The organism is Rhodococcus sp. NPDC006774 (assembly GCF_040636045.1).
GTDB lineage: Bacteria > Actinomycetota > Actinomycetes > Mycobacteriales > Mycobacteriaceae > Rhodococcoides.
The window spans coordinates 96792-120888 of the sequence record NZ_JBEYIW010000011.1 but is presented as its reverse complement, the minus strand read 5'-3'; the positions used below and the strand labels follow the sequence as shown (position 1 = coordinate 120888).

Genomic DNA, 24097 nt, shown 5'->3' with positions numbered 1-24097 from the left:
AGTTGCTGCTTCACACGTAGAAGTCCAGTTCTTCCTGTTGCTTGAGCAGATCGCGCATTCGGTAGGGATCGTCGCCGAAGAAGTACAGCAGGCCCCAGTGCGTGCCGAATGCCGTTCTCTTGGTGACGGTTTCCTCGACCGGAGCCGACAGGTCGTTGGTCTCGTAGTAGTCGTCGTCCGCGGTGACCTCGGGGATGACGAGATCGCTGACGACGCGTCGACGCGGGTAGACGCCGAAGCATCCGGCGTGACCGGTGGCGTCGACCACCTCCTTCGGGAAGAAGGCGTCGATCTCCTCCTCGGTGGTCTTCGGGTCGAATGCCAGCGCGAGGCCCTGGTATGCGTTGAACCCGTAGGCCCGCTCCAACAGCTCGAAGACCTTGAAACCCGGTGGGCGGTAAGCAACTTCGCCGAAGTACATCTCGCCGTCACTGGTCACGAAGTACTCGGGGTGAATGAAACCGAACTCGATGTCGAAGGTCTTGATCAGCTTCTCGATCTGCACCGTGATCTGCTCGCGGTACTTCTCCAGCTCGGGTGTCGCAGGAACGAACACCGAGTAGCCGAGCGTGACGTACTCCGAGATGTTGAGAAACTTGATCTTGCCGTTGTGAATCCATGCTTCGACAGCGAACTCCCAGCCGTCGAGGTGAGATTCCATCAGCGCCGGAAATTCCTCGTCGGGAATGGAGTCGACCTCGTCAGGGGTGCGAATGACGCGGTGGCCCAGGCAACCGGCCTTGTCGAAAGCCTTGACATGAATCGGGTCGTTGGGATCGCCGTCGAGCTTGAGTAGCGTTTGGTTGACACGTTTGAGGAATCGAATGACGTCCTCACGGTCGTGGGCTTCCTCGAAGATGCCCACCCGAATGCCGCCGAGCTGAGCACGGCGCTTCATCAAGGACTTGTCGCGCAACAGCATTGCCTGACCGAACAGGCGTGGGTTGCCGAGCAACACCGAATTGATGGCGCCGGCCCACTCCACTGTCTCCTCGTAGAGCGGGATCGCGACGTCCACGCCTTTGCTCTGCAGTGTTTCGGCGATCTCGAGCGAGCGATCGTTGAGTCGCTCGAAGTTCCACGGTAGGTACGGAATGTCGTGCTCGGTGCAGTACGCCTCGGCCCACTCCGGGGCAACGACGACGTAGCGCCGATCGAACTTGTCCAGTGCTTCCACCGCGGCCAAACTCCACCCCAGCAGGGCCACGAAACCCTTGTTCGGGTCTTTCTCCAGCCTGTCTGGCTGAGCCATGAAGTTCCTTTCCCTGGATGATTCATCGGTCGAGGTCCTTCGCTCCACCGTACAGAGGCGGTATCGGTCGCTCGGCACCCCTGTCCGCGGAGGCGGATCTCGAACCCGCCGTACGCAGGTGTTCGGTACCGTGAGCAACCGGGTGCGGTTCGCGCCACCGAGGAACGAGGAGCACGAGATGACAGTCGACAAAACGGGTGCCGAGGTCGAAATCACCCAGCAGGCAGATCGTTTCACCGTCTCGGTCGACGGCACGCAGGTCGGCTTCACCGAGTTCGTCGACGACGAGGATGCGCGACGGATCTTCTTCCATACCGAGGTCGACGCGGCCTACGGCGGACGTGGACTGGCAACGATTCTCGTGCAACAGGCGCTCGACGCCACCCGCGCCGACGCCAAGCGCATCGTGCCGATCTGCGAACTGGTTGCAGCCTTCGTGGGCAAGCACTCGGAATTCGACGACATCGTCGAGCAGCCGACCGACGAGATCAGGCAATGGCTGGCCGACCGGCAGGGCTGACCGCGGGAATACCGTCGGACACCGTCGGGTTGAGGTCGGTATAGTAGTTGCAGAGTCAACTACATTGCCGAAAGGGACGCCCATGCCCGCAGTGACCGTCGACAACATCCTCGCGTTGCCCCGAATCCCCATGCCCGACGCCACCGCCGTCCCTCGGCCGGTCCGGTCCGTCACGACGGCACCGACGGGATACGAGGGCGAAGGCTTTCCGGTCCGTCGAGCGTTCGCCGGGTTGGATATGTCGTCCCTGGATCCGTTCATCCACATGGACCAGATGGGCGAGGTGAACTACGCGCCCGGTGAGCCGAAGGGAACGCCGTGGCATCCGCACCGCGGATTCGAGACGGTGACTTACATGATAGATGGCATCATGGAGCACAAGGACTCTCACGGCGGCGGCGGAATCATCAGCGGTGGCGACACCCAGTGGATGACGGCGGGCGGTGGCATTCTGCACATCGAGGCCCCGCCGGAGCATCTGGTGATGTCCGGCGGGCTGTTCCACGGTGTTCAGCTCTGGGTCAATCTGCCGCGTGAGAACAAGATGGCGCACCCGCGTTACCAGGACATCACCGGTAGCAAGGTCGCGTTGGCGTCGAGTCCCGACGGTGGTGCGTTGGTTCGCGTCATTGCCGGCGAGATCGCAGGAATGCAGGGGCCGGGTTCGACATACACTCCGATTGCGCTCTCGCACAGCACGATCGCACCGGGCGCGGCGCTGACGCTGCCGTGGAATCGTGAATTCAACGCACTCGTCTACGTTCTCGCGGGCGAGGGCACGGTAGGCGCGGAGAAGCGTCCGATCAGGATGGGGCAGACTGCGCTGTTCGGCCGCGGCGACACCATCGAGATGTCGGCCTCGGCGGTGGGGGAGTCGCTCGAGGTGTTCGTTCTCGGCGGCAAGCCGATCAGGGAACCCGTCGCGATGGCAGGCCCGTTCGTCATGAACACCAAGTCCGAAGTGCTGCAGGCGTTCGAGGACTACCAGGCCGGTCGGCTCGGCGTTCCCGTCGAATGATCTCGCCCACCGTGCAACGATCTCCTGCATGAGCGACGCAGAACCCCGTATTCGCAGAACACGGCTGTATCGCCGATTGGTCACCCGCGCCGACGGCCCTTTGGAGCCGGCGCGGGCGGCCAGGAGGCTGTCCGCCTACGTCTACGGAAACATCCTGGTCCTCGCGGCGGTCGCTGCATCGACGCCCAGCTCGATCGAACACGGAACGGCCGCTGTTCTGGTTCTGGCCACTGCGGTGACGACGTTCCTGGCGCACGTGTTCGCGGATTTCGTCGCAAGCAGTCAGATTCCCGAAGCGCACGGTGATGCGACCGACGAGCAGCGCACGTTCAAGGCCTTCGAGGAACTGCGCGACGCCGTGCCCATCCTGAGCTCCGGCACCATCCCCGCGCTGATGTTGGCACTCGGTTGGTTGTCGGTGCTTCCTGGGCAGTGGTCGGAACTGCTGGCCGGTGGCGTCATCGTGGTGCGCATGGCCACGATCCAGCTGGTCACGGAGCGAATTCGTGGCAACCCGTTGACCTTCCGCGCGATTCTGGGTGGGTTGGCCACTGCCGCGGTCGCCGCGCTCATCGTGCTGGCGAAAGTATTCTTCGGCCACTAGCCGCCGAGAACGATCAGCCCCCGAACTCCTCGTACAGCTCCGGTAGGAAGCCGGCGAGGTGGTTCATCTCCTGTCCGCAGTGCAGCAAGAGATCTCGGGCGAGGTCGAGTCCGAGAACCAGGTCCGTCGGGTCCACCGACGCCCCACGGCGGACGGCGCACGCGGCCTGCTTCAGGTCCGGAACATGCAGCCCTCGTAGGTTCAGGAAGAAGCGGCTACGCATCTCGGCACCGCCGTCGACGGGGCGCACCTGGTGCGCCAGCCAGCCCAGGTCCACCGGTGCGATGGAGCTGCCCACTCGGCCGAAGACGATCGTCTGATCCGCGGGAACGTCGAATCCGTGCGCAATCGGATCGCGAAAAGCGATACCCAGCTGCTGCAGCTTCGGCCCGACGTACTCGTCCACGAACGTCGTGTTGCCGATGTACTTGGCCTTGTCGGGGATGTCGAGTGCGGTGCGATCCTCGGCAAGTGCGGCATGTAGATGGGCGTCGGGATGCCACAGTTTGTAGCGTGCGGCCTCGGTGGAATGCCAGCCGAACCACCAGTCCCACATCGCCGCGGTCACGCGCGGCATCGCGGTGCGGACCGCCACGAACGTCACTCCGTCGGTGCGTCGACCGTATCCGGTTTCGATCGTGGAGTAGCCGGTGGGCGCGAGATCGGTTGTGATCGAATCGAATCCGGGAATGGAATCGGGCGCGAGCGCGGGGCCCGCGCAGGTGTCCGCGACGACGGTCGGTGCGGGTGTCGTTCGCTGCGCCATGTATCGGGCGTACGGCAGATGTCGATCGGCGTCGCGATAGCCCTGATAGCGCTCGCCGCACTCGTTGCTCGAACCGGTCGCCGGCACCGCTGCTGCCCTGGCTACCGGGCCGACGACGGCGATGGTGGCCGCGGCGGCTGCTCCGATCATGATCTGGCGTCTGGAAGGCCCCCGGCTCATGTCCCCACCCTGCTCAACATTCGTTGAGGCTAGGGCCAGGAATCGGCGGATGTCAATGGCCTGGCACTACACTGCGCGGTATGAGTCCGGCACACCCCAAGGACGATGAGTCGAGAGTGCGTCGGCGCGACGAGATCGCCACCGCCGCTATCGAGGTGCTCGCCACCCAAGGGCTCCGTGGCTTGACGCACCGGGCAGTGGACGCGGCAGCAGGACTCGGTCCCGGGTCGGTGAACTACCACGCGCCCACCCGGAGTCGGCTGCTTCACCTGGCTCTCGGCCAATTGTTCGTCCGCGACTTCGAGGTGGCCGGAGCGACGTTCGGCAGCCTGGTCGACGTCAAACCACTCACCGCCGATGTCGTGGTGTCCCGCATCATCGATTTCATCGACGCCATGACGTCGGGAGATGCCGTCAAACGGGTGATCGCTCGCCACATCATGCTCGGCGAGGCGCAGCACGACGACGAGATCCGCGAGTTGTTCGACAGTCAGCGGGCAGCATTCGTCACGTACACCCAGTGGATCGTCGCCTCGCTGGACTCCGAGGATCCACCGTCCGACGCCGAAACCCTCGTGGTGATGATCGAAGGTCTGGTGCAGCGACAAGTGCTGATCGGATCGCGCCTGTCCTCGAGCTTCACGGAGCAGATGTTGCGCAAGATCGTCGTGGCCTCGCCGCTGGTCGAGGGCTGAACCGGATCGGTGGCTTCACCCCAGCAACGTGCGACGCTCGGTGTGGGTGAAGGTGAAGATCGTCGCGCCCAAGCTGATCAGGGCGGTCAGGAGCAGTACCTGCGGGCCGGTGATGACGACGCCGATGAAGGCACCGATCGCACCACCCAATGCGAAGGATCCGAGAAGGGCTGTATAGCAGAGCCAGTCGTAGCGCGTCCCGCCGCCGAACATGTGCCGCTCGATACCCTGGCCGAGTTTGACCATGGTGCCGGTGACATAGCTCAGGGGAATGTAGGTCTCCTCCTTCTTCGTGAACGCGGTGTTCAGTGCACCGAGTGCGAAGGCCACCAGCAGAATCGGGTAGAAGTTCACGGTGGCCGACGACCATCCGGATATGGCGATGTCGATCGCTCCCGCTCCGGCGAGCGCGATCGTGGTCAGCACCGTTGCTCCGTGTGGGTGGTTGGACCAGTAGCGACGCCGGCAGATCGACGAGACGATCACGCCGGCCAGAAAAGACCCCATGAGCGAGAGAGCCGCGATCGGTGAGGCCCCCGGGGTGACCTCCTTGCCCTCGGGGTGCCCGAAGTGCCCGACCACAGCACGTTCGGTGTTGCCGGTCATGAAGGTCACGAAGTAGCCGGCGGAATGCAGGAAGGCGACTGCACCCACCATCCCCGCGAGTCCGGACAGAATCCAGGACAGACGAGCTTCGGCACCGACGGCTGTCTCCCGGCTGATCGTCAATGGGGAAGTCATGACTCGATTCTCCTGACATGAAGCGAACCGGCAAGACTTTGAGTTGTCGGTCACACAACCGACGCAGGTTCCCCATTCGCGACCATTCCACGGTGCATCACCCTGTTTCCCGACACTGCGCTGTGATCGGCTCGATGCATCACACATCGGTTGTCCCACATCACCACATCGTCCGGTGCCCACGAGTGCGTCAGCAGGTTCGTCTCGCGAGTGGAGTGCTCGAACAGGTATCGCACGGTCTCGTGCGCCTGCTCGGTGGACATTCCGCTGATCGCCACGCACCGGGCGGGTGCCGACAACGCCAATGCGGTGCGCCCGGACACGGGATGTACTGCGAACAAGGGATGTTCGGCACAGGAATCGGTGTCCGACGCCACCCCGGTGACTCGGTGCGTCACCGTTCTTCCGGCCAGGTCCGCTTTGCGGTCGGCAGGCAAGGTGTCGTACGCCGCGTACTGGTCGCTGAACAACGTGCTGCCACCCGACTCCGGTACTTCGACCGCGCGTAATGCGGTGTAGGCAGGCGGATTCGCCACGTACGTGGTGTCCACGTGGAAGGTCGATTTCGGCGGTGTGGTTCGGCCGACGTTACTGATGACGTTCAGATCGGGAAAGCCCGGCACGGGCGTCTCGCCCTCGGTGAACATCATGTCGCCGAACCGTCGGAGGAACGCCAGGAAGCGTGCGTCGTCCAGGGGCTGCTTCCGCAGAATCAGCACGCCGTGTTCGGCCAACAACGTTCGCAGTTCTTCGATCGCGGTGGAGCTCAGGTCCACTTCGTCGATCTCGATTCCCAGCGTCACGAGGACATCTCCTTCACCGACAGTTCGTCGAGCGATCGTGCGAACAGTTCGTCCACGGCGATGCCTGCCGCCGAGGCCATCACCGCCAGCACGCTCGACGGTGAGTACGAGCAGTACAGGCCGGCCTCGAGAAACCACGGTCTACCGTCGGGGTCGATCCGGAAGTCGAAGAGACCGTAGTGTCGGCAGCCGAGGGATCGATAGCACGATCGTGCTGCCGCCCAGACCTTCTCGGTGATCGGATCGGAGACGTCGACCATCCACGCCTTGGTCTGTTCCTTCGCGACGAGATACAGATCCCCGTCCGACGTGCGATTCAACTTGTCGGCGCTGGTACGAATCGACTCGACGGCATACTCCTCGAGCGGTAGGCAGATCAGCTCACCGCCGCGTTCGACAATGCCGCAGCGGACTTCGCGGCCCAACGGGACGTACGACTCCACCAGTGCCGCAGACGAGTACGTCAACGCCTCGCTCACTGCGGTTGCCAGACGGTCGGATTCGCGAACGAGCGTGACGCCCATCGAATTGTCCGAGTCCACGGGCTTGACGACCACCGGCAGATCGACGTCGATGTCGTCGCCGCAGCGCACCACGACACCGGCGGGAACGGCGACCCCGGCCGCCGCGACGACGGCTCGGGCACGGGCCTTGTCGGCCGTCATCGCCATCACGTCCGGACCGTTGCCCACGTACGGCACACCCAACAGATCGAACAGGCTGCGGTATGTCGTCATACCGGGTAGGCAGAACATCTGCGGCACCATGACGTCGAAATGCCACGACGAGATGACCTCCACCGCCTGCGCCAACGGCATCTGGTGCGCCGCAGCCACACTGGCGGTATCGATGCCACCGGGGAAGCTCCAGAGCCCACCGGGGGAGACGAACGCCACCTCGAACCGGTAGGCGGGATCACCACCGAGCGCCTCGAGGAATCCGCCCGCGTACACCCGGGACAGATCGCAATGGAACTCGTCCACCGACGATCCGACCAAAACCAGGACCGACAGGGCCATCAGTCGCCTCCGTTCTCCACGAGCTTGCCGATGTTGAAGTCGATGCGAGACCATCCGCGTCGTGCCAGCAGATTCCGCACGAGCAGCGACGGAATCTGGAGGTGGTGCACCAGCAGGTACGGCACTGGATCCCATCCCGTCAGAATGGCGTCCTTGCCGCGGAAGATGCTGCCCAGGCGCGCCTTTCGGTTGCCCTCGGTGAGCAGTCGCCACACCTCGTGGTAGATCCAGTAGGTTGGGCGGGCCGAGGAGAGCGGCACGATCTCGGGGTGTCCGTCCTCGAGGTACGCCGCAGCGACGTCGGGGTGGTCGTAGAACATGGTGATCGCCGAATGGGTGCGCGGATTGCACTCGATCGCATGGACGGCACCGTCCGCATCCTCGATGAAGTCGAACGACAGCTGGCCGGTGACTCCGAGGTCGGCGACGAACGTCTCGACCCAGGTACGTATCTCGGGCTTGTCGACCATCTCGTAGTTCACCTGGAACGCCGACGATTCGCAGCAGCCGTACACCTGCAACCGTCCTCCGCGGACGGTGCCGTGGGTGCAGTACTCCTGGCCGGCGATGAATTCCTGCAGAATCCACGGATCGTCCTCGGAGATCCCGAGACCGCGTGCGAACCGTACGTTGTCGGCAGGCGTGTCGCGGGTCAACCGCGTCAGGTCCATTCGGCCGACCGGGTTGTAGGAGATGCGTTTGAGGATGTACTCGCGGCCCGGTGGGAAGTCGAACTCCTCGATCTGTTTCACATCGGTGATGCGCCGCCAATCGGGAACGCGCAGGCCGAGCGCTGCAGCGCGTTCGGAGAATCGGGACTTGTCGTCGAGCATGCGAACCGTGTCGCCGTCACCGTGAACCACCTCGCAGTGTGGATCGAGGAGTGCCCGTGCGTCGGCATCGTGACTGCTTGCAGCGGGACTTGCTACGGGGACGAAGACGTCGACGCCCTCGCGGAGCACCACATCCAGAAGTGCTCGGGCGTAACCGGGTTCGGTCGGCTCGGGTACGCAGTGAAATCGGTCGACCGCCCGGGAGAACCGATGCCCGGTGAAGCGGTACTTGGCCGATTCCACCAGGACGACGCGATGCCCGGCGAGGTGGAAAGACCGCGCGAGCTGCAGGGCCTTGGTCATCTTCCCGCCGCTGATCAGGACAGTCTTGGGTGAATCGGATCGGCGCGTGGCGGGCCGTTCGCCGCGAACGACAGCCACCCCGGCCGCCGCGAGATCGGCGGGAAGGGTGACTGCGAGGCCGAACAGCGCGGCAACCGTACGAATCATGTTCGACGGATCAGCGTCACGCCGTCGCGCAGAGGAAGCAGTACCTGCTCCACGCGGGGGTCGTTCGCCACGTAATCGTTGAATTCGGCGACGGCTCGGCCGTTCTCGGTGGGCTGTTCGCTGTACGGCTCGCCCTGCAGCAGGGTGTTGTCGACGGCGATCACGGCGTTCTCGGCCAGCAACTCGCTGCCGAGCAAGTGCTCCACGTACGCGCGGTATCCGGTCTTGTCGGCGTCGACGAAGACCAGATCGAACGTTCCGTCCAACCGGCGCAGGGTGTCCAGTGCCGGCCCCACCTCCACCGTGATGGACGAGCCCGCAGGTGATTCCGCGAAGCAGGACTGCGCGAACTCGGCCACGTACGGATCCACCTCGCACGCGACCACCTCGCCGCCCGCGGGCAGGGCCTCGGCCATCGCCAGAGCCGAGTAGCCGGTGAACATACCGATCTCGAGCACTCGCTTCGCTCGGGTCATGTGCACGAGAAACGCAAGGAAGCGTCCCTCCACGTGGCCGGAGAGCATTTCCATCTCCAGGGGCCCCGAGCCGGAGACGACGTCACGTGATCTCCAGTCCTCGGTGCGGGTCCGCGACGCCAGCGTCGCCAGTGCTGCGGATTGGGAGGTGGTGCAGGTGTCGAGGTACGGGTCGAGTCCCGCTGCGAGATCGCGGGCTCGATGAACACGGGTGGTGAGCTCGTGGGTGACCCCGACGCCGGCGGCGAGCAGATCGGCTATCTCGCTCAGCTCACGCGCCAGAATGGTCGTCGGGGTCACCGGTCGCGGGGCCTTCGTCACGGCGTCGGCGCGGTGAACATGTCGAGGCCTTCGCCTGCCCTCGGAAAGTCAAGGCAGATCTTCTTGTGCAGCGTCAGGACATCGGCCAGCTCGGCTGCGTCGAGGTCGTTGAGGAAGCGGCACGTACCGATCGGATCCGGCACCGCAGCCCGCAGAATACCGTCGCGAGTCTTGAGGATGGATGCCGTTGCCTCGGAGAGCAATTCGGGTGTCAGGTAGGGGCTGTCCAGTGCCAGGCCGATACTCGCCATCACGCCGAGTACGCGGTCGCGGTCGGCCGTGGACAGGTGCCCGCGCTGCTCGGCGACGGTCGTCGAGAGCGCCATGTCGATGTTGATCGCGTGGCCGTGGAAGAACGGTGCAGGCGGGGTCAGCTCGAGAGTCGGGCTCCAGGTGTGGCCGAAGGCGATGACACGATCGAGGTCGATCTCGTGGAGATTGGGGGCTTCGAGTTCGAGCATCGTCGCGATCGCCGAGTAGGTCAGTCTGTCTGCGACCGAACGCAATTCCGCTGTTCCGTCCAGATGACCGAATCGGGTTCGCAGCAATTCGGGACCGTACTGTTCGAGCATCTCGAAGATCTCCAGATTGCCGACGACGGAGATCTTGATCAGCTCGGCCATGCCGTTGCGCACCTGATCCTCGGGCAGCGTGCCGAGGAACGAGAAGTCCAAGAGCACCTTTTGCGACGCGTGGTAGGCGCCGAGGCGGTTCTTGTGCTTTCCGTAATTGACGGCCACCTTGATGGACACACTCGCGTCGATCAGGCCGATCAGCGTGGTGGGAATGCGAATGTACGGGGTGTTGCGACGGTAGCTGGCGCACGCGAAACCTGCTACGTCCGTGGTCAATCCGCCACCGACCACAAGCACCGGCTCGGTGCGGACCAGACCGAACGCATCGAACTCTCCCACGATGCGCTCGAACGTCTCCAGCGACTTCGCGGTCTCCGCGATGTGAACCGGAACCACCGTCAGGTCGATGTCGTAGTGGTCGAAGTACGCGCTGATCCGGTCACCGTAGATTTCGTGCACAGACTCGTCGACGACCATCAGCGCGCGACCGTACGGTCGGTAGCTGTCGGCCAGTTCGGTGTTCTCGATTGCGAACACGCCGTCGACGTAGATCAGGTCGTACTCGATGCGCTCGTATCCCTCGACGCGAAACGACCTGTCCCCGGCAACGACCTGGGCCTGAAGATTGCTCACAATTACTCCTGGGGTGGATGAAGGGTCAGGCTGCGATCAGAGCGCGTACGCGCTCGGGATCGAGTGCATCGACGGTGTCGGTGGCCGAGCCGAACTCGGTGCCTGCGGTGTTCTCGTTCGGGAATGCGACGCACGTGATGCCCGCGGCCGATGCCGCCGCAACGCCGCCGGCGTTGTCCTCGATGGCCACGCTGTCGGATGCGTTCTCGCCCAACGTCTTCAAAGCGAACTCGTAGGATGCGGGGTCGGGCTTGCCTGCGTCCACCGAGGATGCGTCGACGATGACGTCGAACGAATCGGCGGTGAGCTCGGGAGACAGGGCAGCAAGCAGTGCGTCGATGTTGTCCCGCGAGGTGGTCGTCACGAAGCCGACCTTCAGGCCGTTCGCCTTCGCGGAGTCGATCGTGTCGGCCACGCCCGGTCGCGTCTTCACGTCGGATTCGCCTATCAGACGCTGGAAGATCTCGGACTTCGTTGCATGCACGGCGGCGGCGTCCACCTCGGTGCCGGTATCGGACGCGTACTCGCTGATGCGGTCGGCACCACCGTTCGAGCCGAGCATCGCCCGGTAGTCGTCACGGGACCAGTTCCAGTTCAGATCGTGCGCTGCGAAGGCCTCGTTGAACGATCGGCGTTGCAGTTCGGACGTGTCGACGAGTGTGCTGATCGAGCCGAAAAGAATTGCGGGCATGGTTGCCTTTCGGAGCGAGAGACGTTGTACCAGTCAACGTCTCGCGCATGCGCGATGGGGTGAGTTGGTTCGGGGGGTATGCCCCATCGGCACCGAACGGGAAACCTTCGAATTTTTCGCCCGAGGTTCGGACGTCGGCGGGGACCCTCTCGCCCGTCTTTCAGAGCGAGTGCTCGCCCGGAGCGCCGAAGATCATCACTTCGGTCTTGCCCTCGAACTCGTTCACGACACCGCCGCCACGCTCTCCGTGTCCTGCACGCTCGAACTGTAGGGACGAGCGAAAAGAATCTGGAACTTTCTGCCGGAGTGACTACCTGTGTCGCTGAGTACCTGGTAATCTCCGTAACAGCTACCTACAGCTTTTCGACGATGGAAGGAACCACGGCGATGACCAGCACACTCTCCAGGAACGACGTTCTCGAGCCCGAGGACGTTTCCGCTCGTTTGCTCGATTCCGCCGCCCAGCTGTCGTACGACCCGTCCGAGGAGGTCGATTGGGAAGCCGATCTCGATCCCTCCCTCTACGGACTCAACCCGGAGTGGAGCACGCTCTACGGCACGAAGCTGTGGGACGAGATGACCGAGGAGCAGCGCATCACGCTCACTCGTCACGAGGTCTGCTCGATCATGAGCACCGGAATCTGGTTCGAGATGATCCTGCAGCAGATGGTTCTGCGTGATCAGTACTGCAAGGACTCGTCGAACTCGGACTTCCAGTTCGCTCTCACCGAGATCGCCGACGAGTGCCGTCACTCGATCATGTTCGCCCGCGCCTGCCAGAAGATGGGTATCAAGGCATACCTGCCGCGTCGATCGAGCATCGAACTCGGCCGTGGCTTCAAGGCTATCGCGTCCGCCGAGGTCGCCTACGGAGGCATCCTCGTCGCCGAAGAGGTGCTCGACGTCATGCAGCGCGACTGGATGCGCGGCGAGAACGTGCTGCCACTCGTGCGCACCACCAGCAAGATCCACGTCGTCGAAGAGTCGCGGCACATGACGTTCGCGCGCGCTCAGATGCGTGAGGAGATCGCCGAGAAGAGCCCGGCTCGCCGTAAGGCCAGCGCGCTCGTCGTCGCGATCGCCGCCCGCATGATCGTGTCCAACATGGTCAACAAGGAGGTCTACGCGGCAGCGGGCCTCGACGTCGACCGCGCAGTGAAGGAAGCGAAGAACAACGCCCATCACCACACGATGATGCGCACCTCGAGCGAGCACTTGATGGCATTTCTTCTCGACTGCGGTTTGGTCACCAAGCCGGCCGAGATGATCTACCGTCGTCTGCACATGCTCTGACCACTCTTTTCGAGGCCGTGAAGGACATCCGAGAACAATGCCGTTCGCGATCACGCAGAACTGTTGCAACGACGCATCCTGCCTGTCGGTGTGCCCCGTCAACTGCATACATCCGACGCCGGACGAGCCGGATTTCGGCAAGACCGAGTTGCTCTACATCGATCCGCGCTCGTGCATCGACTGCGGTGCCTGTGCCGACGCCTGTCCGGTGGACGCGATCACTCGCGTCTCGAGATTGACGCCCGATCAGCAGATCTACGCCGACATCAACGCCGACTACTACAAGGACAAGCCCGCCGTGGCGGAGTGGGGCGCGCCTCGGTTCCCGGTGGCGACGGTCAACGACCTACCGCCGATCGACATCGCCATCGTCGGCACCGGACCGGCTGCCTGCTACACCGCCCAGGCGCTGCTGCGCGTGCCCGGCACCAACGTGACGTTCTACGACCGGCTGCCCACCGCGGGCGGTCTCGCCCGCTACGGCGTCGCTCCCGATCACCTCGGTACCCGACGCATCAGCGAGCACTTCCGTGGGATCTTCGTGCATCCACGAGTGACGATGAAGCTCGGCGTCGAGGTCGGTAAGGACGTCGACCACGTCGAACTGGCCCGAAAGTTCGATTCGGTCGTCTATGCAGTCGGTGCCGACAAGGACCGAGCCCTCGAGATTCCCGGCATCGACCTCGATGGATCCGTCAGCGCGCGCACCCTGGTGGGCTGGTACACCGGCCACCCCGACGTTCCAGCCGATGCCATCGATCTCACCGGCGTCGACCGCGTCACCATCATCGGAAACGGCAACGTCGCACTCGACGCGGCTCGTATCCTCACGGCCGACCCGGACCGGCTCGTCGGGACCGAGATCGCACCGCATGCGCTGGCCGAGCTGCGTCGCCACCGCGTCACCGAGGTCGTCGTTCTCGCGCGCCGCGGCCCCGAGTTCGCGGCGTTCACCCGTTCCGAGTGCAAAGCCCTCGTCGACCGCCCGGATGTCGACGTCGTGGTGGCAGGACCGGACGGAATCGTCGACGCCATCGATCGCCTGCCGTTGTCCGCTCCCGCATCGGCTCTGGCCGGGGCGGCGCGAGTCGAACTGGGGTCGCAGGCACAAGACCGCCGCATCGTCTTCGCGTTCGGCCGAGCTCCGTCCGCTCTCCACGGCAGCGGCTCGGTGCAGTCCATCGAGGTCGGCGTCGGTGAGCATGCGGTCGAGTTACCCACGGAGTTGGTGCTGCTCGCCATCGGCTACCGCGGAACCCCGTCACCGGGAATTCCGTTCGACGACATCAGTGGCACCATTCGCAACGACGGTGGCCGCATCACCGCTGCCGACGGCACTCCGGTTCCGGGGTGTTACGTCGTCGGATGGGCCAAGCGAGGTGCCACGGGTGGCATCGGCGACAACAAGATCGACGCCGAGGAAACGGCCGAGGCGTTGCTCGCGGACGTGCCGACACGCGGGCCCGCGCGTCCGCTCGGGTGGTACGGAAAAGTCAGTGCCGCCCTGGGGGACCGCGTTTCCAGAGCGCGCTGACCGGCCGATATCGGCCGGTTCTGTTCACCTTGTGTAGCAGTCTCATTCGAGTCTGAGCGATTCGGATGTGTAGCACGGCGTACAGGGTTACCGTTGAGTATGGCTGAACGGGGGGCCAAGCCCCAGGTTTCTTTTGTGCGACGGACGATGCTGCGTGCAGTCCGATCGTTGTTCAATCCACTCCGGCCCGACGACTATCTGTCGATGATCAATCCGCTGTGGACCACGCGCGAACTTCGGGGGAAGGTCGAGCGGGTTGCTCCGGAGGGTTCGGAAGCCGTGTCGGTGTACATCCGTCCCGGTTTCGAGTGGCAGGGCCACACGCCCGGGCAGTACGTCCGGCTCGGAGTACTCATCGACGGTCGTTACCACTGGCGAGCGTATTCGCTGACGTCCGATCCCGATCCTGCCGACGGTCTCGTCAGCGTCAGCCCCAAGCTGGTGCCGTCGGGCACTGTCTCTCCGTATCTGGTGGGCAGCATCAGAACCGGCGACATCGTCCGCCTCAGCGAGGTGGAGGGTGAATTCACTCTGCCGAGCCCGATTCCGGACAAGATGGTGTTCATCAGCGCGGGCAGCGGAATCACGCCCATCATCAGCATGCTGCGGTCCCTCGATCATCACGATCAGGTTCGCGACGTCGTCGTGGTGCACTCGGTGCACAACCGTGAGCAGTTGATGTTCGCCGACACTCTCGACCAACTCGAAAGCAAGCACGACGGACTGACGGTGAAGCTCCGGATCACCAGCGACGAAGGTCGGATGAAGGCATCCGAACTGGACGAACTGGTCCCGGATTGGCGTGACCGAGAAGCATTCTGCTCCGGTCCTGGCGAACATCTGGACGATCTGCGCTCGTACTGGAAAGACCAGGGCGACTACGACAAATTTCATCACGAAAGTTTCCAGCCGGTCATCGGCGGTGGTGACGACGCAGGCGAGGGCGGCACCGTCACGTTCCTCAACAGCAAGAAGGACGTCGAATGCGACGGCGGCACAACGATTCTGGCTGCGGGTGAGGATGCCGGTCTGGATTTGACGTTCGGTTGTCGCATCGGCATCTGTCACACCTGTGTAGGTACCCTGAAGAAGGGGCGTTTACGTGACCTACGTAACGGGGATGTCTCAGAACCTACGGGGCAAGCGGTTCGGATCTGTGTCAATACTGCTGAGGGCGACATCGAAATCGAACTCTGATCTTCCATTCGAACAGGGGAATGTATGTCTATCGACGAAACCACGAGGCGCGTCACCGACACCGATGAGCCGGTGAACCCGCTGGCGCACCTGAGTGACGAGACGATCGCCGAACTCGCCAAGGAATTCGACGCCATCCACGACGAGGTGTACGCCAGCCTCGGTGACAAGGACCGCAAGTACATCACCTCGGTGATCGCTGCGCAGCGTCAGCTGCTGGTCGCTGGACGCGTGCTGTTGCTCGGTTCCACCAGCAAGCCCGCGTGGCTGGCCGGCACCGCATGCCTCGGGATCGCGAAGATCCTCGAGAACATGGAGATCGGGCACAACGTCATGCACGGCCAGTGGGACTGGATGAACGATCCGGAGATCCACTCGTCGGTGTGGGACTGGGACACCGCGTCCACCGCCAACTCGTGGAAGCACTCGCACAACTACGTGCACCACACGTACACGAACATCCGTGGCAAGGACAAAGACCTCGGCTACGAGATCATGCGCATCGACCCACGTCAGAAGTGGAGCCCGGTCTACCTGGCCCAGCCGTTCTACAACGTGCTGTTGATGGCGTTCTTCGAGTGGGGCGTGGCCCTGCACGATCTCGACATCGAGGCGATCCGCCGTGGCGAGAAGCCTGTGAAGGATCTGGTCGAGGATCTCAAGGGCATCGGAGTCAAGGCACGCAAGCAGTTCGTCAAGGACTACGTGGGCTGGCCGCTGATCAGTGCCGGAGCGTTCGCGTTGGCACAGCTGGCGTCGGGCGGTCGTGTGCCGGAGAGCAAAAGGTCTCGGCTTGCGTCCAAGCTGCGCGGGTCGGCTCGCTTCGGCAAGAATCGTAAGACGGCGGCGCTGCTGGACAGTCGGTTCAGTGGTGTCGAGAGCACGTTCCTGTCGACGGTGGCCGCGAACTTCACCGCCAACATCATTCGTAACGTCTGGTCGAACGCCATCATCTTCTGCGGTCACTTTCCGGACCAGGCCTACACCTTCAGTCAGGAAGAGGTGGAGAACGAGACCCGCGGCGGATGGTACGTCCGTCAGTTGGTCGGAGCCGCGAACATCGATGGCGGTCCATTGTTCCACCTGATGAGTGGCAACTTGAGCTACCAGGTGGAACACCACCTGTACCCGGATATGCCCAGCACTCGGTACTCGGACGTCGCGCCGAAGATCAAGGACATCTGCGAGCGCTACGAATTGCCGTACAACACCGGGCCGTTCTTTCAGCAGTGGGGCATGGTCCAGCGGACCATCGCGCGATTGGCCTTCCCGGGCGGCAAGGTTCGGCCGAAGCCGGGCCCCTACCGTCCCGAGGAGAGCTGGCGTCGCAAGTTCGCCGAGGGTGCGACCAAGGACAGCGAGGCCGCGAAGACGCGTGGCCGCGTACCTGCGAGTCATCCCGCGGCCGGACCGGAACACAACTCGGGCGGCGTAGATGTCGAACCGCCGCCCCGCGGCGACGACTAGAGATCGTTCGCTCCCAACCGACGAGCAACCGCGGCCACCCGATCATCGGGTGGCCGCGGTTCGTCGTTGTTGCGGTTCTTTCGCGGTGGATCAGGTCATGTCGACGTCCTTGGTCTCGATCAACCGCTTGGTACACACCAGACTGAGTACCGACAGCAGGGCCAGCATGACGCCGATGGAGATGCTGCCGAATGCAGCCGTGAGCGGCGCGGCGAGCATGGGCGGAATCGCTCCACCGAGAACTCCGGCGAGGTTGTAACCCAAACCTGCTCCGGTGTAACGGAATCGAGTCTGGAACAGCTCGGGAAGCAGGGCTCCGGTCGGTCCGTAGGCAACTCCGAAGATGGCGAGCGTGACGCACATGCCGATCACGAATGCTGCGGGTGATCCGGTGTCGAGGACGGGGAACAGTGCGATCGACCACGGTACCGCGATGATGCACGCCCCCATGATCACTCGGCGTCGGCCGACACGATCGGAGTAGGTTGCCGAGACTGCGATGGCGACGCCGAAGATGACTGCGGCACCGATTCCGGTGATCAACACGAAGGGGCGGTCGAACCCGAGTGTCTTGGTGCCATAGCTCGTCAGATACGCGGTACCCATGTAGAAGAAGGCGAACAGCGATGCCAATGCGCCTGCAGCAGTGATGATTTCGCGCTTCTGGATGCGCCAGGCGTCGAAGATCGGCAGTTTCGTCGGTGCCGCGTTCGCCGGTGCCTGCTCCTCGGCGAGCTTGTTGGCCCGAAAGACCGGGGTCTCCTCGATGGCCAACCGCATGTAGAGGCCGATGAGCACCAGGACGGCGCTGAGCAGGAACGGGATTCGCCAACCGTAGTTGAGGAACGTCTCGTTGGTATCGCCGAGCAGCAGACCGGTCGCGAGGAATGTCGCGCTGGAGAAGATGAAGGCAGCCGACGGTCCCAGCTGGGGGAACATCGCGTAGAAGCCGCGTTTGCCGGGCGGTGCGTATTCGGCCGTGAGCAGGGTTGCGCCCGCCCATTCGCCACCGACCGCGAACCCTTGACCGAACCTGAGCAGTACCAGGATGATCGGCGCGGCCACGCCGATCGTCTCCGCGCCGGGCAGCAGACCGATGGCGAACGTGGACACCCCCATCAGCAGCAGCGTCGAGATCAGGGTCTTCTTGCGACCGATGCGGTCACCGAAGTGTCCGAACAGGACTGCACCGACGGGCCTGGCGATGAACGCGACCGCGAACGTCGCGAACGAGGCCACAGTGCCCGCGGTGGAGCCGAGGGCCGGAAAGAAAATCGTCGGGAAGACCAGCGCGGCTGCGGTGCCGTAGATGAAGAAGTCGTAGAACTCGATCGTCGTGCCGATGCCACTGGCGACAGCGACCCGTCGAACACTGGTCTTGGTCTGCACCGCAGGTGGCGTCGGTGCGGACACACCCGGGTCGTCGGGTGAGACAGTGGTCATGGTTCCTCCGTTTTGTCGGGTATCGGGCGAATGTGCGATACCGAATGCGAGGAACGGTAGTGATCCGAGTCACCCCCCGAATACCCCCGGATGGGGGTGTGGTGGACGCACGGGACCTCAGGCGCACCTCAGGGTTCGCCGGTACCGTCTGGGCACAGGGGCGGGACGCTTGTGTCAGCGGTGTGGGAAGCGGAGGTGATCGCGTGTCCATAGACCACAATCGAGACGTGTTCGACAGCGCACGGGTGACCGCTGCGTATGTGGAGTATGCAGGTCCGACCGATGGGTTTCTCGACCGTGGGGAGGCGGCCGCCCTGGTCGCGGCTGCGTCGGTTGCTCGCGGAACGCCGGTACTGGACGTGGGGGTCGGCAGTGGCCGAACCACGGCGTTACTACGGCTGATCAGCGACCGCTACGTTGCCATCGACTACGCACCCACCATGGTCGACGCCTTTCGTCGGAATTTCCCCGACCTGCAGGCGCACGTGGCCGACGCGCGTGATCTGGCGGACTTCTCCGACGGCGAATTCGGTCTGATCGTGTTCAGCAACAACGGAATCGACACCGTGACCCACGACGAACGAGTTCGGGTACTGAAAGAGTTTCGCCGAGTTCTCGGTGAGTCCGGAATCCTGGTGTTCTCCACTCTCAACCGCAACGGACCGTCGTTCGGGGAGACGCCGTTTCAGTTGAGCAGACCGACCCAACGATTCACGTTCTCACCCCGACGCGTCGTGACGGCCATCGGTAGGCGACTGCTCGATCCCACCGGAGTCGTTCGCAGCGTTGCCAATTGGTGGTCTGCGCGTTCTCGAGTAGTCGATCGCGGAACGTGGGCGGTCGCTCCGCTCGCCGCGCACGACTTCGCTCCGTTCATGCACTTCACCACTGTGGCGGACGTGCGACGACTGGTGACCGATGCCGGGTTCACCATCTCCGAGATCTTCGCCGACGACGGTTCGATCGTGGCACCCGACGTCCAGGCGAGCTCGGCGGACAACTTCACCGTCGTCGCACGTACGTAGGGCGTCAGCTCAGTCGCTCGAGCGCCTCGGTCATCTTCTCCACGGTGTCCGGCGCGACTTTCGCCTCGAAGCCCGCCTTCAGGAACGGGCCGGCCACCTTGGCAGCTCCGTTGAATTCGATCTGCGCGTGGTAGTCGATCCGCGTCGATCGGTCACCTTCCGCCGTCAGCGTGATGTCGTCGACGCTGGTGGCCGTTTTGTTCTCGCCTTCGAACACGATGTGATCAGGCTCGTCCGTGACCAACGTGTAGGTCAACTCAGTGGTGATACCGAACAGCTTCGAGACGTTGTGCCACTGCGTTCCGACGGCGACCGGTCCGTCCGAAATCTGGGTGCAGCTCTGGGTTCCGGGATCCCACGACGGCGCATTGGAGAAGTCGCGAAGAAACGCGGCCGCCTTCTCCAGCGGAACAGCGGCGGTGAAGGTGCGGGTGACGTCGACCATGAGAGTTCTTTCCTGCCGTTGAGGTTCAGTCTTCGAGTGGAACGCCGAGATGGTCGGCGAGCCGGCGCATGGTGCCGACGATCTGGTCCTCGGTGACCCGCGGAAACCCGGCCATCTTGCGGAACTCCGGGTCGGTGACGCGCGACCAGTCGTACACCTGCGTGAGCGCTGTCCGGTCGTCGGCGACCTCTTCGAGCTCCCAGGACCACCGAGTGCCACGAGGTTCCATGCCCTGGCGATTGGGAATCCAACCGATGCGTCGGTCCTGCTCGAACACGAACAAGGTGTTCTCCATGACGTACTCGCCGATTTCCGGCTGGTACATATCCATCGCGAAGGTATCGCCCACCGCGCGCAACGGCGTCGGGTCGATCGCGCCACGCAGCATTTCCGAGCCGTCGACTGCCGCCTGGACCTCGGGATTGGCGAGGGCGGTGAACACGGAGGCGGGGGGAGCGTCGATCACGCGCCGAACGGTCAACTCGTCGGTCATGGAACACGCCTTTCAGTTGTTTATGCTGGCTATGGAGTTACCCCCGTCTGCGGGGAAAGAAACTCCGATTGCCGTTTTTGCCTCGCAGTGGACACAACGACGAAACACGACCGCCACGTCGCGTTCGTACAGTCGCCGGGTCGGACTCCGCAAAATCCAGCTGTGGAGCAGCACCTTGTCAAGGGGTAGCCATGAGTGGAAATACCGTACGCCTGCAGGCGATCAAAGACGTCGAGGCGTATGTGCCGCCTGCGGTCAGCTTCGTCGGAGACGAGAAGCCGGGCGAGATCTTCGGTGAGAACGTCTTCAGCAAGGTCGTCATGCAGAAGCGTCTGCCCAAATCGGTCTTCAAGTCCGTGATGGCGACGATCGACAAGGGCAAGAAGCTCGATCCCATGGTCGCCGACGCGGTCGCGTCCGCGATGAAGGACTGGGCTCTCGAGAAGGGTGCGACGCACTACGCGCACGTCTTCTACCCGCTCACCGGACTGACGGCCGAGAAGCACGACAGCTTCTTCGACCCCGTCGGTGACGGCAGCGCACTCGCCGAATTCGCAGGCAAGACGTTGATCCAGGGCGAGCCCGACGCCTCGAGCTTCCCCAACGGCGGCCTGCGCAACACGTTCGAGGCGCGCGGATACACCGGTTGGGACGTCACCAGCCCGGCGTACGTGCTCGAGAACCCGAACGGCAACACCCTGTGCATCCCGACGGTGTTCGTCTCGATGACCGGTGAGGCCCTCGACCACAAGACGCCGTTGTTGCGTTCGCAGCAGGCGATGGGCGGACATGCCGAGCGCATCCTGAAGTTGTTCGGGCACGAGAACATCGAGAACATCGTCTCGTTCTGTGGTCCGGAGCAGGAGTACTTCCTCGTCGACCGACACTTCTTCCTGGCCCGTCCCGACCTGCTCAACGCCGGTCGCACCCTGTTCGGCTCGAAGCCGCCCAAGGGTCAGGAATTCGACGACCACTACTTCGGAGCCATCCCCGAGCGTGTCCTCGGCTTCATGATGGACACCGAACGCGAGCTGTTCAAGCTCGGCATCCCGGCCAAGACCCGGCACAACGAGGTCGCACCAGGACAGTTCGAGATCGCCCCGATGTTCGAGCGCGGAAACATCGCAGCCGATCACCAGCAACTGTTGATGACGACGTTCAAGACCATCGCCAAGAAGCACGGCATGGAGTGCCTGTTCCACGAGAAGCCCTTCGAGGGTGTCAACGGCTCCGGCAAGCACGTCAACTTCTCCCTCGGTAACTCCGACCTGGGATCGCTGCTGGTTCCCGGCGACAACCCACACGACAACGCGCAGTTCCTCGTCTTCTGTGCCGCCGTCATCCGCGCGGTGCACAAGTACGGCGGTCTGCTGCGCGCCTCGGTGGCGTCGGCGACCAACGATCACCGCCTCGGTGCCAACGAAGCTCCGCCCGCGATCATCTCGATCTTCCTCGGCGATCAGCTCGCCGACGTGTTCGACCAGATCGCCAAGGGTGCGGCCACGTCGTCGAAGGGCAAGGGCACCATGATGATCGGCGCCGACACCCTGCCCGTGCTGCCGACCGACCCCGGCGACCGCAACCGAACCAGCCCGTTCGCCTTCACCGGCAACAGGTTCGAGTTCCGCGCCCCCGGTTCGATGCAGACGGTCAACGGCCCGATGGTCACGATCAACACGATCATGGCCGAGGCTCTCGACTACATGGCGACCAACCTCGAAGCGGCCGTCGCCGAGGGCACCGATTTCGACACGGCCGTGCAGAACCTGCTGACGGAGATCATCACCGAACACGGCGCGGTGGTGTTCAACGGCGACGGCTACTCCGACAACTGGCAGATCGAGGCCGAGGCACGCGGCCTACCGAACCTGCGTACGACGCTCGACGCATTGCCCGAGCTGATCTCGGATTCGGCTATGGAACTGTTCGAGAAGTACAAGGTCTTCAACCACCGAGAGATGCACTCGCGCTACGAGATCGGGCTCGAGCAGTACGCGCTGACCGTGTTCGTCGAGGCGCGTCTGACGCTGGAGATGGGTCAGACGTCCATCCTGCCCGCTGCGGTGCGCTACCAGACCGAGTTGGCGCAGAACGTCAGTGCGCTCAAGGGCGCAGGCGTCGACGACGTGGACATGACTGCGCTGCAGGCGGTGTCGGCTCCACTGTCGGAGCTGCGCGCAGCGTTGGCGACGTTGAAGGCCGCTCTCGAAGCCGACCCCGGCGGCGAGGCCCTCGCGGAGGCCACCCACGCCAAGGACGAGCTGCTGCCTGCGATGGCCGCCGTTCGTTCCGCAGCGGACACCCTGGAAGCAATGGTGGCGGACGATCTCTGGCCGCTGCCGACGTATCAGGAGATGCTCTACATCCTCTGAGTGCCTTCGGCAGTGGTGTGGTTGAGTGCCGACTGTGGCACTCAACCACACCACTGTTGTTTTCGGCGTGAGCAATATCTCGAGGCGGAATAGCTCGGTGGATCTTTCGGGTTCGGAGTGGACAGTGGCAAAGACTGTGCACGCACTCGTGAGGAGAGAGATCCATGAAGTTGTTTTCCCCGTTGGAGCTCGGTGACCTGAAGCTCGACAACCGTTTGGTGATGGCCCCGCTCACGCGGGTTCGGTCCGGTCAGGACGGCGTGCCGGGCCCACTGGTGGTCGAGCACTACAAGCAGCGCGCGTCCCTCGGCCTGATCGTCAGCGAGGGCACCTACCCGAGCCATGCAGGCCAGGGCTTCCCCGGTCAGCCCGGTCTGGTCACGGACGAGCAGATCGAGGGTTGGCGCAACGTCGCCGACGCGGTGCATGCCGACGGCGGACTGATCGTCGCGCAGGTCATGCACGCGGGTCGGGTCACGCACGAGGCGACGACGGGTGGCCGTGAGGTCGTCGGACCCAGTGCGATTGCCATCGACGGCGAGACCCACACGTACGAGGGCAAGAAGGCGTACCCCACCCCGCGCGCGTTGCGTGAGGACGAGTTGCCGTCGGTGATCGAGGACTTCGTGCAGGCGTCGAAGAACGCGATCGCGGCCGGCATGGACGGCGTCGAGATTCACGGTGCCAACGGATACCTGTTGCACGAGTTCCTCTCGCCGGCATCGAACCAGCGAGACGACAAGTACGGCGGCTCGCCCGAGAATCGTGCGCGCTTCGTCGCCGAGGTCGTCGAGGCAGTGGTCGCAGCCCTGGGCGCAGGCAAGGTGGGGCATTCGAATCTCACCGGCGCACAACATTCAGGATGCGCTCGAGACGGATTCCGACGACGTGCGTGCCACCTACCGCGCGTTGGTCGACCGAATCGCACCGTTGGGGCTGGCGTATCTGAGCGTGTTGCACAAGGATCCGGCCGGCGAGCTGGTTCAGGATCTGCGGCAGGCCTTCGGTGGTGCCGTACTGGTCAACAGTGGCTTCGGTGAGATCACCAACCGCGACGAGGCGCTGTCGCTGCTCGACAACGGCATCGGTGACGCAGTCGTCGTCGGCCGTCCGGCGATCGCCAACCCCGATCTTGCCTACCGCTGGCGCGAGGATCTGCCCCTGAACGAGCCGGATCCGAGCACTTTCTACACCGATGGTGCCAAGGGCTACACGGATTACCCGGCTCTGCAGCACTGAGAGTGCTTCACA

General features: G+C 63.7%; 22 protein-coding genes and 1 pseudogene. 11 read left to right on the top strand and 12 right to left on the bottom strand.

Features of this window, described 5'->3' with window-relative positions:
• Positions 1 to 10 precede the first annotated feature (10 nt).
• Positions 11 to 1252 carry a carboxylate--amine ligase gene (locus ABZ677_RS17870; RefSeq protein WP_094739900.1) on the bottom strand — a complete coding sequence of 414 codons (1242 nt, stop codon included), beginning with the start codon at positions 1250 to 1252 and terminating at the stop codon, positions 11 to 13.
• A gap of 178 nt (positions 1253 to 1430) precedes the next feature.
• Between ABZ677_RS17870 and ABZ677_RS17865 the strand changes: the two genes are divergently transcribed.
• The 3 genes from ABZ677_RS17865 (at position 1431) to ABZ677_RS17855 (ending at position 3394) form a co-directional block, all read left to right on the top strand.
• Positions 1431 to 1772: a GNAT family N-acetyltransferase gene (locus tag ABZ677_RS17865; RefSeq protein ID WP_358371668.1), complete on the top strand. Its 342-nt coding sequence runs from the start codon at positions 1431 to 1433 to the stop codon at positions 1770 to 1772.
• Between the two features lie 82 nt (positions 1773 to 1854).
• Positions 1855 to 2790, top strand: coding sequence for a pirin family protein (locus tag ABZ677_RS17860; protein ID WP_037194448.1), 936 nt, complete (start codon positions 1855 to 1857; stop codon positions 2788 to 2790).
• Positions 2791 to 2818: 28 nt separating this feature from the next.
• Entirely contained in the window at positions 2819 to 3394 is a 576-nt protein-coding gene (locus ABZ677_RS17855) for a hypothetical protein (protein ID WP_037194450.1), read from the top strand.
• A gap of 13 nt (positions 3395 to 3407) precedes the next feature.
• On the opposite strand, the gene ABZ677_RS17850 is transcribed toward ABZ677_RS17855, so the two are convergent.
• The gene (locus ABZ677_RS17850) at positions 3408 to 4340 is read right to left on the bottom strand and encodes a hypothetical protein (protein WP_358371663.1); all 933 of its coding nucleotides are present in this window, start codon (positions 4338 to 4340) and stop codon (positions 3408 to 3410) included.
• Between the two features lie 80 nt (positions 4341 to 4420).
• Here ABZ677_RS17850 and ABZ677_RS17845 point away from each other — a divergent pair, with 80 nt between their 5' ends.
• Positions 4421 to 5035, top strand: coding sequence for a TetR family transcriptional regulator (locus tag ABZ677_RS17845; RefSeq protein WP_052047997.1), 615 nt, complete (start codon positions 4421 to 4423; stop codon positions 5033 to 5035).
• 15 nt (positions 5036 to 5050) lie between these two features.
• On the opposite strand, the gene ABZ677_RS17840 is transcribed toward ABZ677_RS17845, so the two are convergent.
• The 7 genes from ABZ677_RS17840 to ABZ677_RS17810 are packed head-to-tail and all read right to left on the bottom strand — an operon-like array spanning position 5051 to position 11577.
• Positions 5051 to 5776, bottom strand: a complete 726-nt coding sequence (locus tag ABZ677_RS17840) for a YoaK family protein (protein WP_052047998.1) — start codon at positions 5774 to 5776, stop codon at positions 5051 to 5053.
• Positions 5777 to 5826: 50 nt separating this feature from the next.
• Positions 5827 to 6579 (bottom strand): TauD/TfdA family dioxygenase, encoded by a 753-nt coding sequence (locus tag ABZ677_RS17835; protein WP_094632953.1) that lies wholly within the window; start codon positions 6577 to 6579, stop codon positions 5827 to 5829.
• A complete protein-coding gene (locus tag ABZ677_RS17830) occupies positions 6576 to 7598 on the bottom strand; it encodes a D-alanine--D-alanine ligase (RefSeq protein ID WP_358371658.1) in 1023 nt (340 codons plus the stop codon). The genes ABZ677_RS17835 and ABZ677_RS17830 overlap by 4 nt, the downstream gene beginning before the upstream one ends.
• Positions 7598 to 8881: an ATP-grasp enzyme gene (locus tag ABZ677_RS17825; RefSeq protein ID WP_358371655.1), complete on the bottom strand. Its 1284-nt coding sequence runs from the start codon at positions 8879 to 8881 to the stop codon at positions 7598 to 7600. The genes ABZ677_RS17830 and ABZ677_RS17825 overlap by 1 nt, the downstream gene beginning before the upstream one ends.
• Positions 8878 to 9657, bottom strand: a complete 780-nt coding sequence (locus tag ABZ677_RS17820) for a class I SAM-dependent methyltransferase (RefSeq protein WP_358371652.1) — start codon at positions 9655 to 9657, stop codon at positions 8878 to 8880. The genes ABZ677_RS17825 and ABZ677_RS17820 overlap by 4 nt, the downstream gene beginning before the upstream one ends.
• Positions 9658 to 9674: 17 nt before the next feature.
• Positions 9675 to 10886 carry a sedoheptulose 7-phosphate cyclase gene (locus ABZ677_RS17815; RefSeq protein WP_358371650.1) on the bottom strand — a complete coding sequence of 404 codons (1212 nt, stop codon included), beginning with the start codon at positions 10884 to 10886 and terminating at the stop codon, positions 9675 to 9677.
• 25 nt (positions 10887 to 10911) lie between these two features.
• The gene (locus ABZ677_RS17810) at positions 10912 to 11577 is read right to left on the bottom strand and encodes an HAD-IA family hydrolase (RefSeq protein ID WP_037194457.1); all 666 of its coding nucleotides are present in this window, start codon (positions 11575 to 11577) and stop codon (positions 10912 to 10914) included.
• Between the two features lie 387 nt (positions 11578 to 11964).
• On the opposite strand from ABZ677_RS17810, the gene ABZ677_RS17805 reads away from it, so the two are divergent.
• The 4 genes from ABZ677_RS17805 (at position 11965) to ABZ677_RS17790 (ending at position 17068) form a co-directional block, all read left to right on the top strand.
• The gene (locus ABZ677_RS17805) at positions 11965 to 12870 is read left to right on the top strand and encodes a diiron oxygenase (RefSeq protein ID WP_358371647.1); all 906 of its coding nucleotides are present in this window, start codon (positions 11965 to 11967) and stop codon (positions 12868 to 12870) included.
• A gap of 37 nt (positions 12871 to 12907) precedes the next feature.
• On the top strand, positions 12908 to 14404 hold the full coding sequence (locus tag ABZ677_RS17800; protein WP_037194459.1) for an FAD-dependent oxidoreductase: 1497 nt from the start codon (positions 12908 to 12910) through the stop codon (positions 14402 to 14404).
• A gap of 99 nt (positions 14405 to 14503) precedes the next feature.
• Complete coding sequence (locus ABZ677_RS17795; RefSeq protein WP_170945740.1) at positions 14504 to 15601, top strand: ferredoxin reductase; 1098 nt, start codon at positions 14504 to 14506, stop codon at positions 15599 to 15601.
• A 24-nt stretch (positions 15602 to 15625) separates the two neighbouring features.
• Positions 15626 to 17068, top strand: coding sequence for an acyl-CoA desaturase (locus tag ABZ677_RS17790; RefSeq protein WP_037194461.1), 1443 nt, complete (start codon positions 15626 to 15628; stop codon positions 17066 to 17068).
• Between the two features lie 90 nt (positions 17069 to 17158).
• On the opposite strand, the gene ABZ677_RS17785 is transcribed toward ABZ677_RS17790, so the two are convergent.
• A complete protein-coding gene (locus ABZ677_RS17785; RefSeq protein WP_094632957.1) occupies positions 17159 to 18511 on the bottom strand; it encodes an MFS transporter in 1353 nt (450 codons plus the stop codon).
• Positions 18512 to 18714: 203 nt separating this feature from the next.
• Between ABZ677_RS17785 and ABZ677_RS17780 the strand changes: the two genes are divergently transcribed.
• Positions 18715 to 19536 (top strand): class I SAM-dependent methyltransferase, encoded by an 822-nt coding sequence (locus ABZ677_RS17780; RefSeq protein ID WP_094633185.1) that lies wholly within the window; start codon positions 18715 to 18717, stop codon positions 19534 to 19536.
• 4 nt (positions 19537 to 19540) lie between these two features.
• Here ABZ677_RS17780 and ABZ677_RS17775 read toward each other — a convergent pair whose 3' ends face one another.
• The gene (locus ABZ677_RS17775; protein ID WP_094739892.1) at positions 19541 to 19981 is read right to left on the bottom strand and encodes an SRPBCC family protein; all 441 of its coding nucleotides are present in this window, start codon (positions 19979 to 19981) and stop codon (positions 19541 to 19543) included.
• A 25-nt stretch (positions 19982 to 20006) separates the two neighbouring features.
• Positions 20007 to 20474, bottom strand: a complete 468-nt coding sequence (locus ABZ677_RS17770) for a polyketide cyclase (RefSeq protein ID WP_358371642.1) — start codon at positions 20472 to 20474, stop codon at positions 20007 to 20009.
• A gap of 191 nt (positions 20475 to 20665) precedes the next feature.
• Between ABZ677_RS17770 and ABZ677_RS17765 the strand changes: the two genes are divergently transcribed.
• Positions 20666 to 22846: a glutamine synthetase III gene (locus ABZ677_RS17765; protein ID WP_037194465.1), complete on the top strand. Its 2181-nt coding sequence runs from the start codon at positions 20666 to 20668 to the stop codon at positions 22844 to 22846.
• Positions 22847 to 23010: 164 nt separating this feature from the next.
• Positions 23011 to 24085, top strand: a pseudogene (locus ABZ677_RS17760) (alkene reductase).
• Positions 24086 to 24097 lie beyond the last annotated feature (12 nt).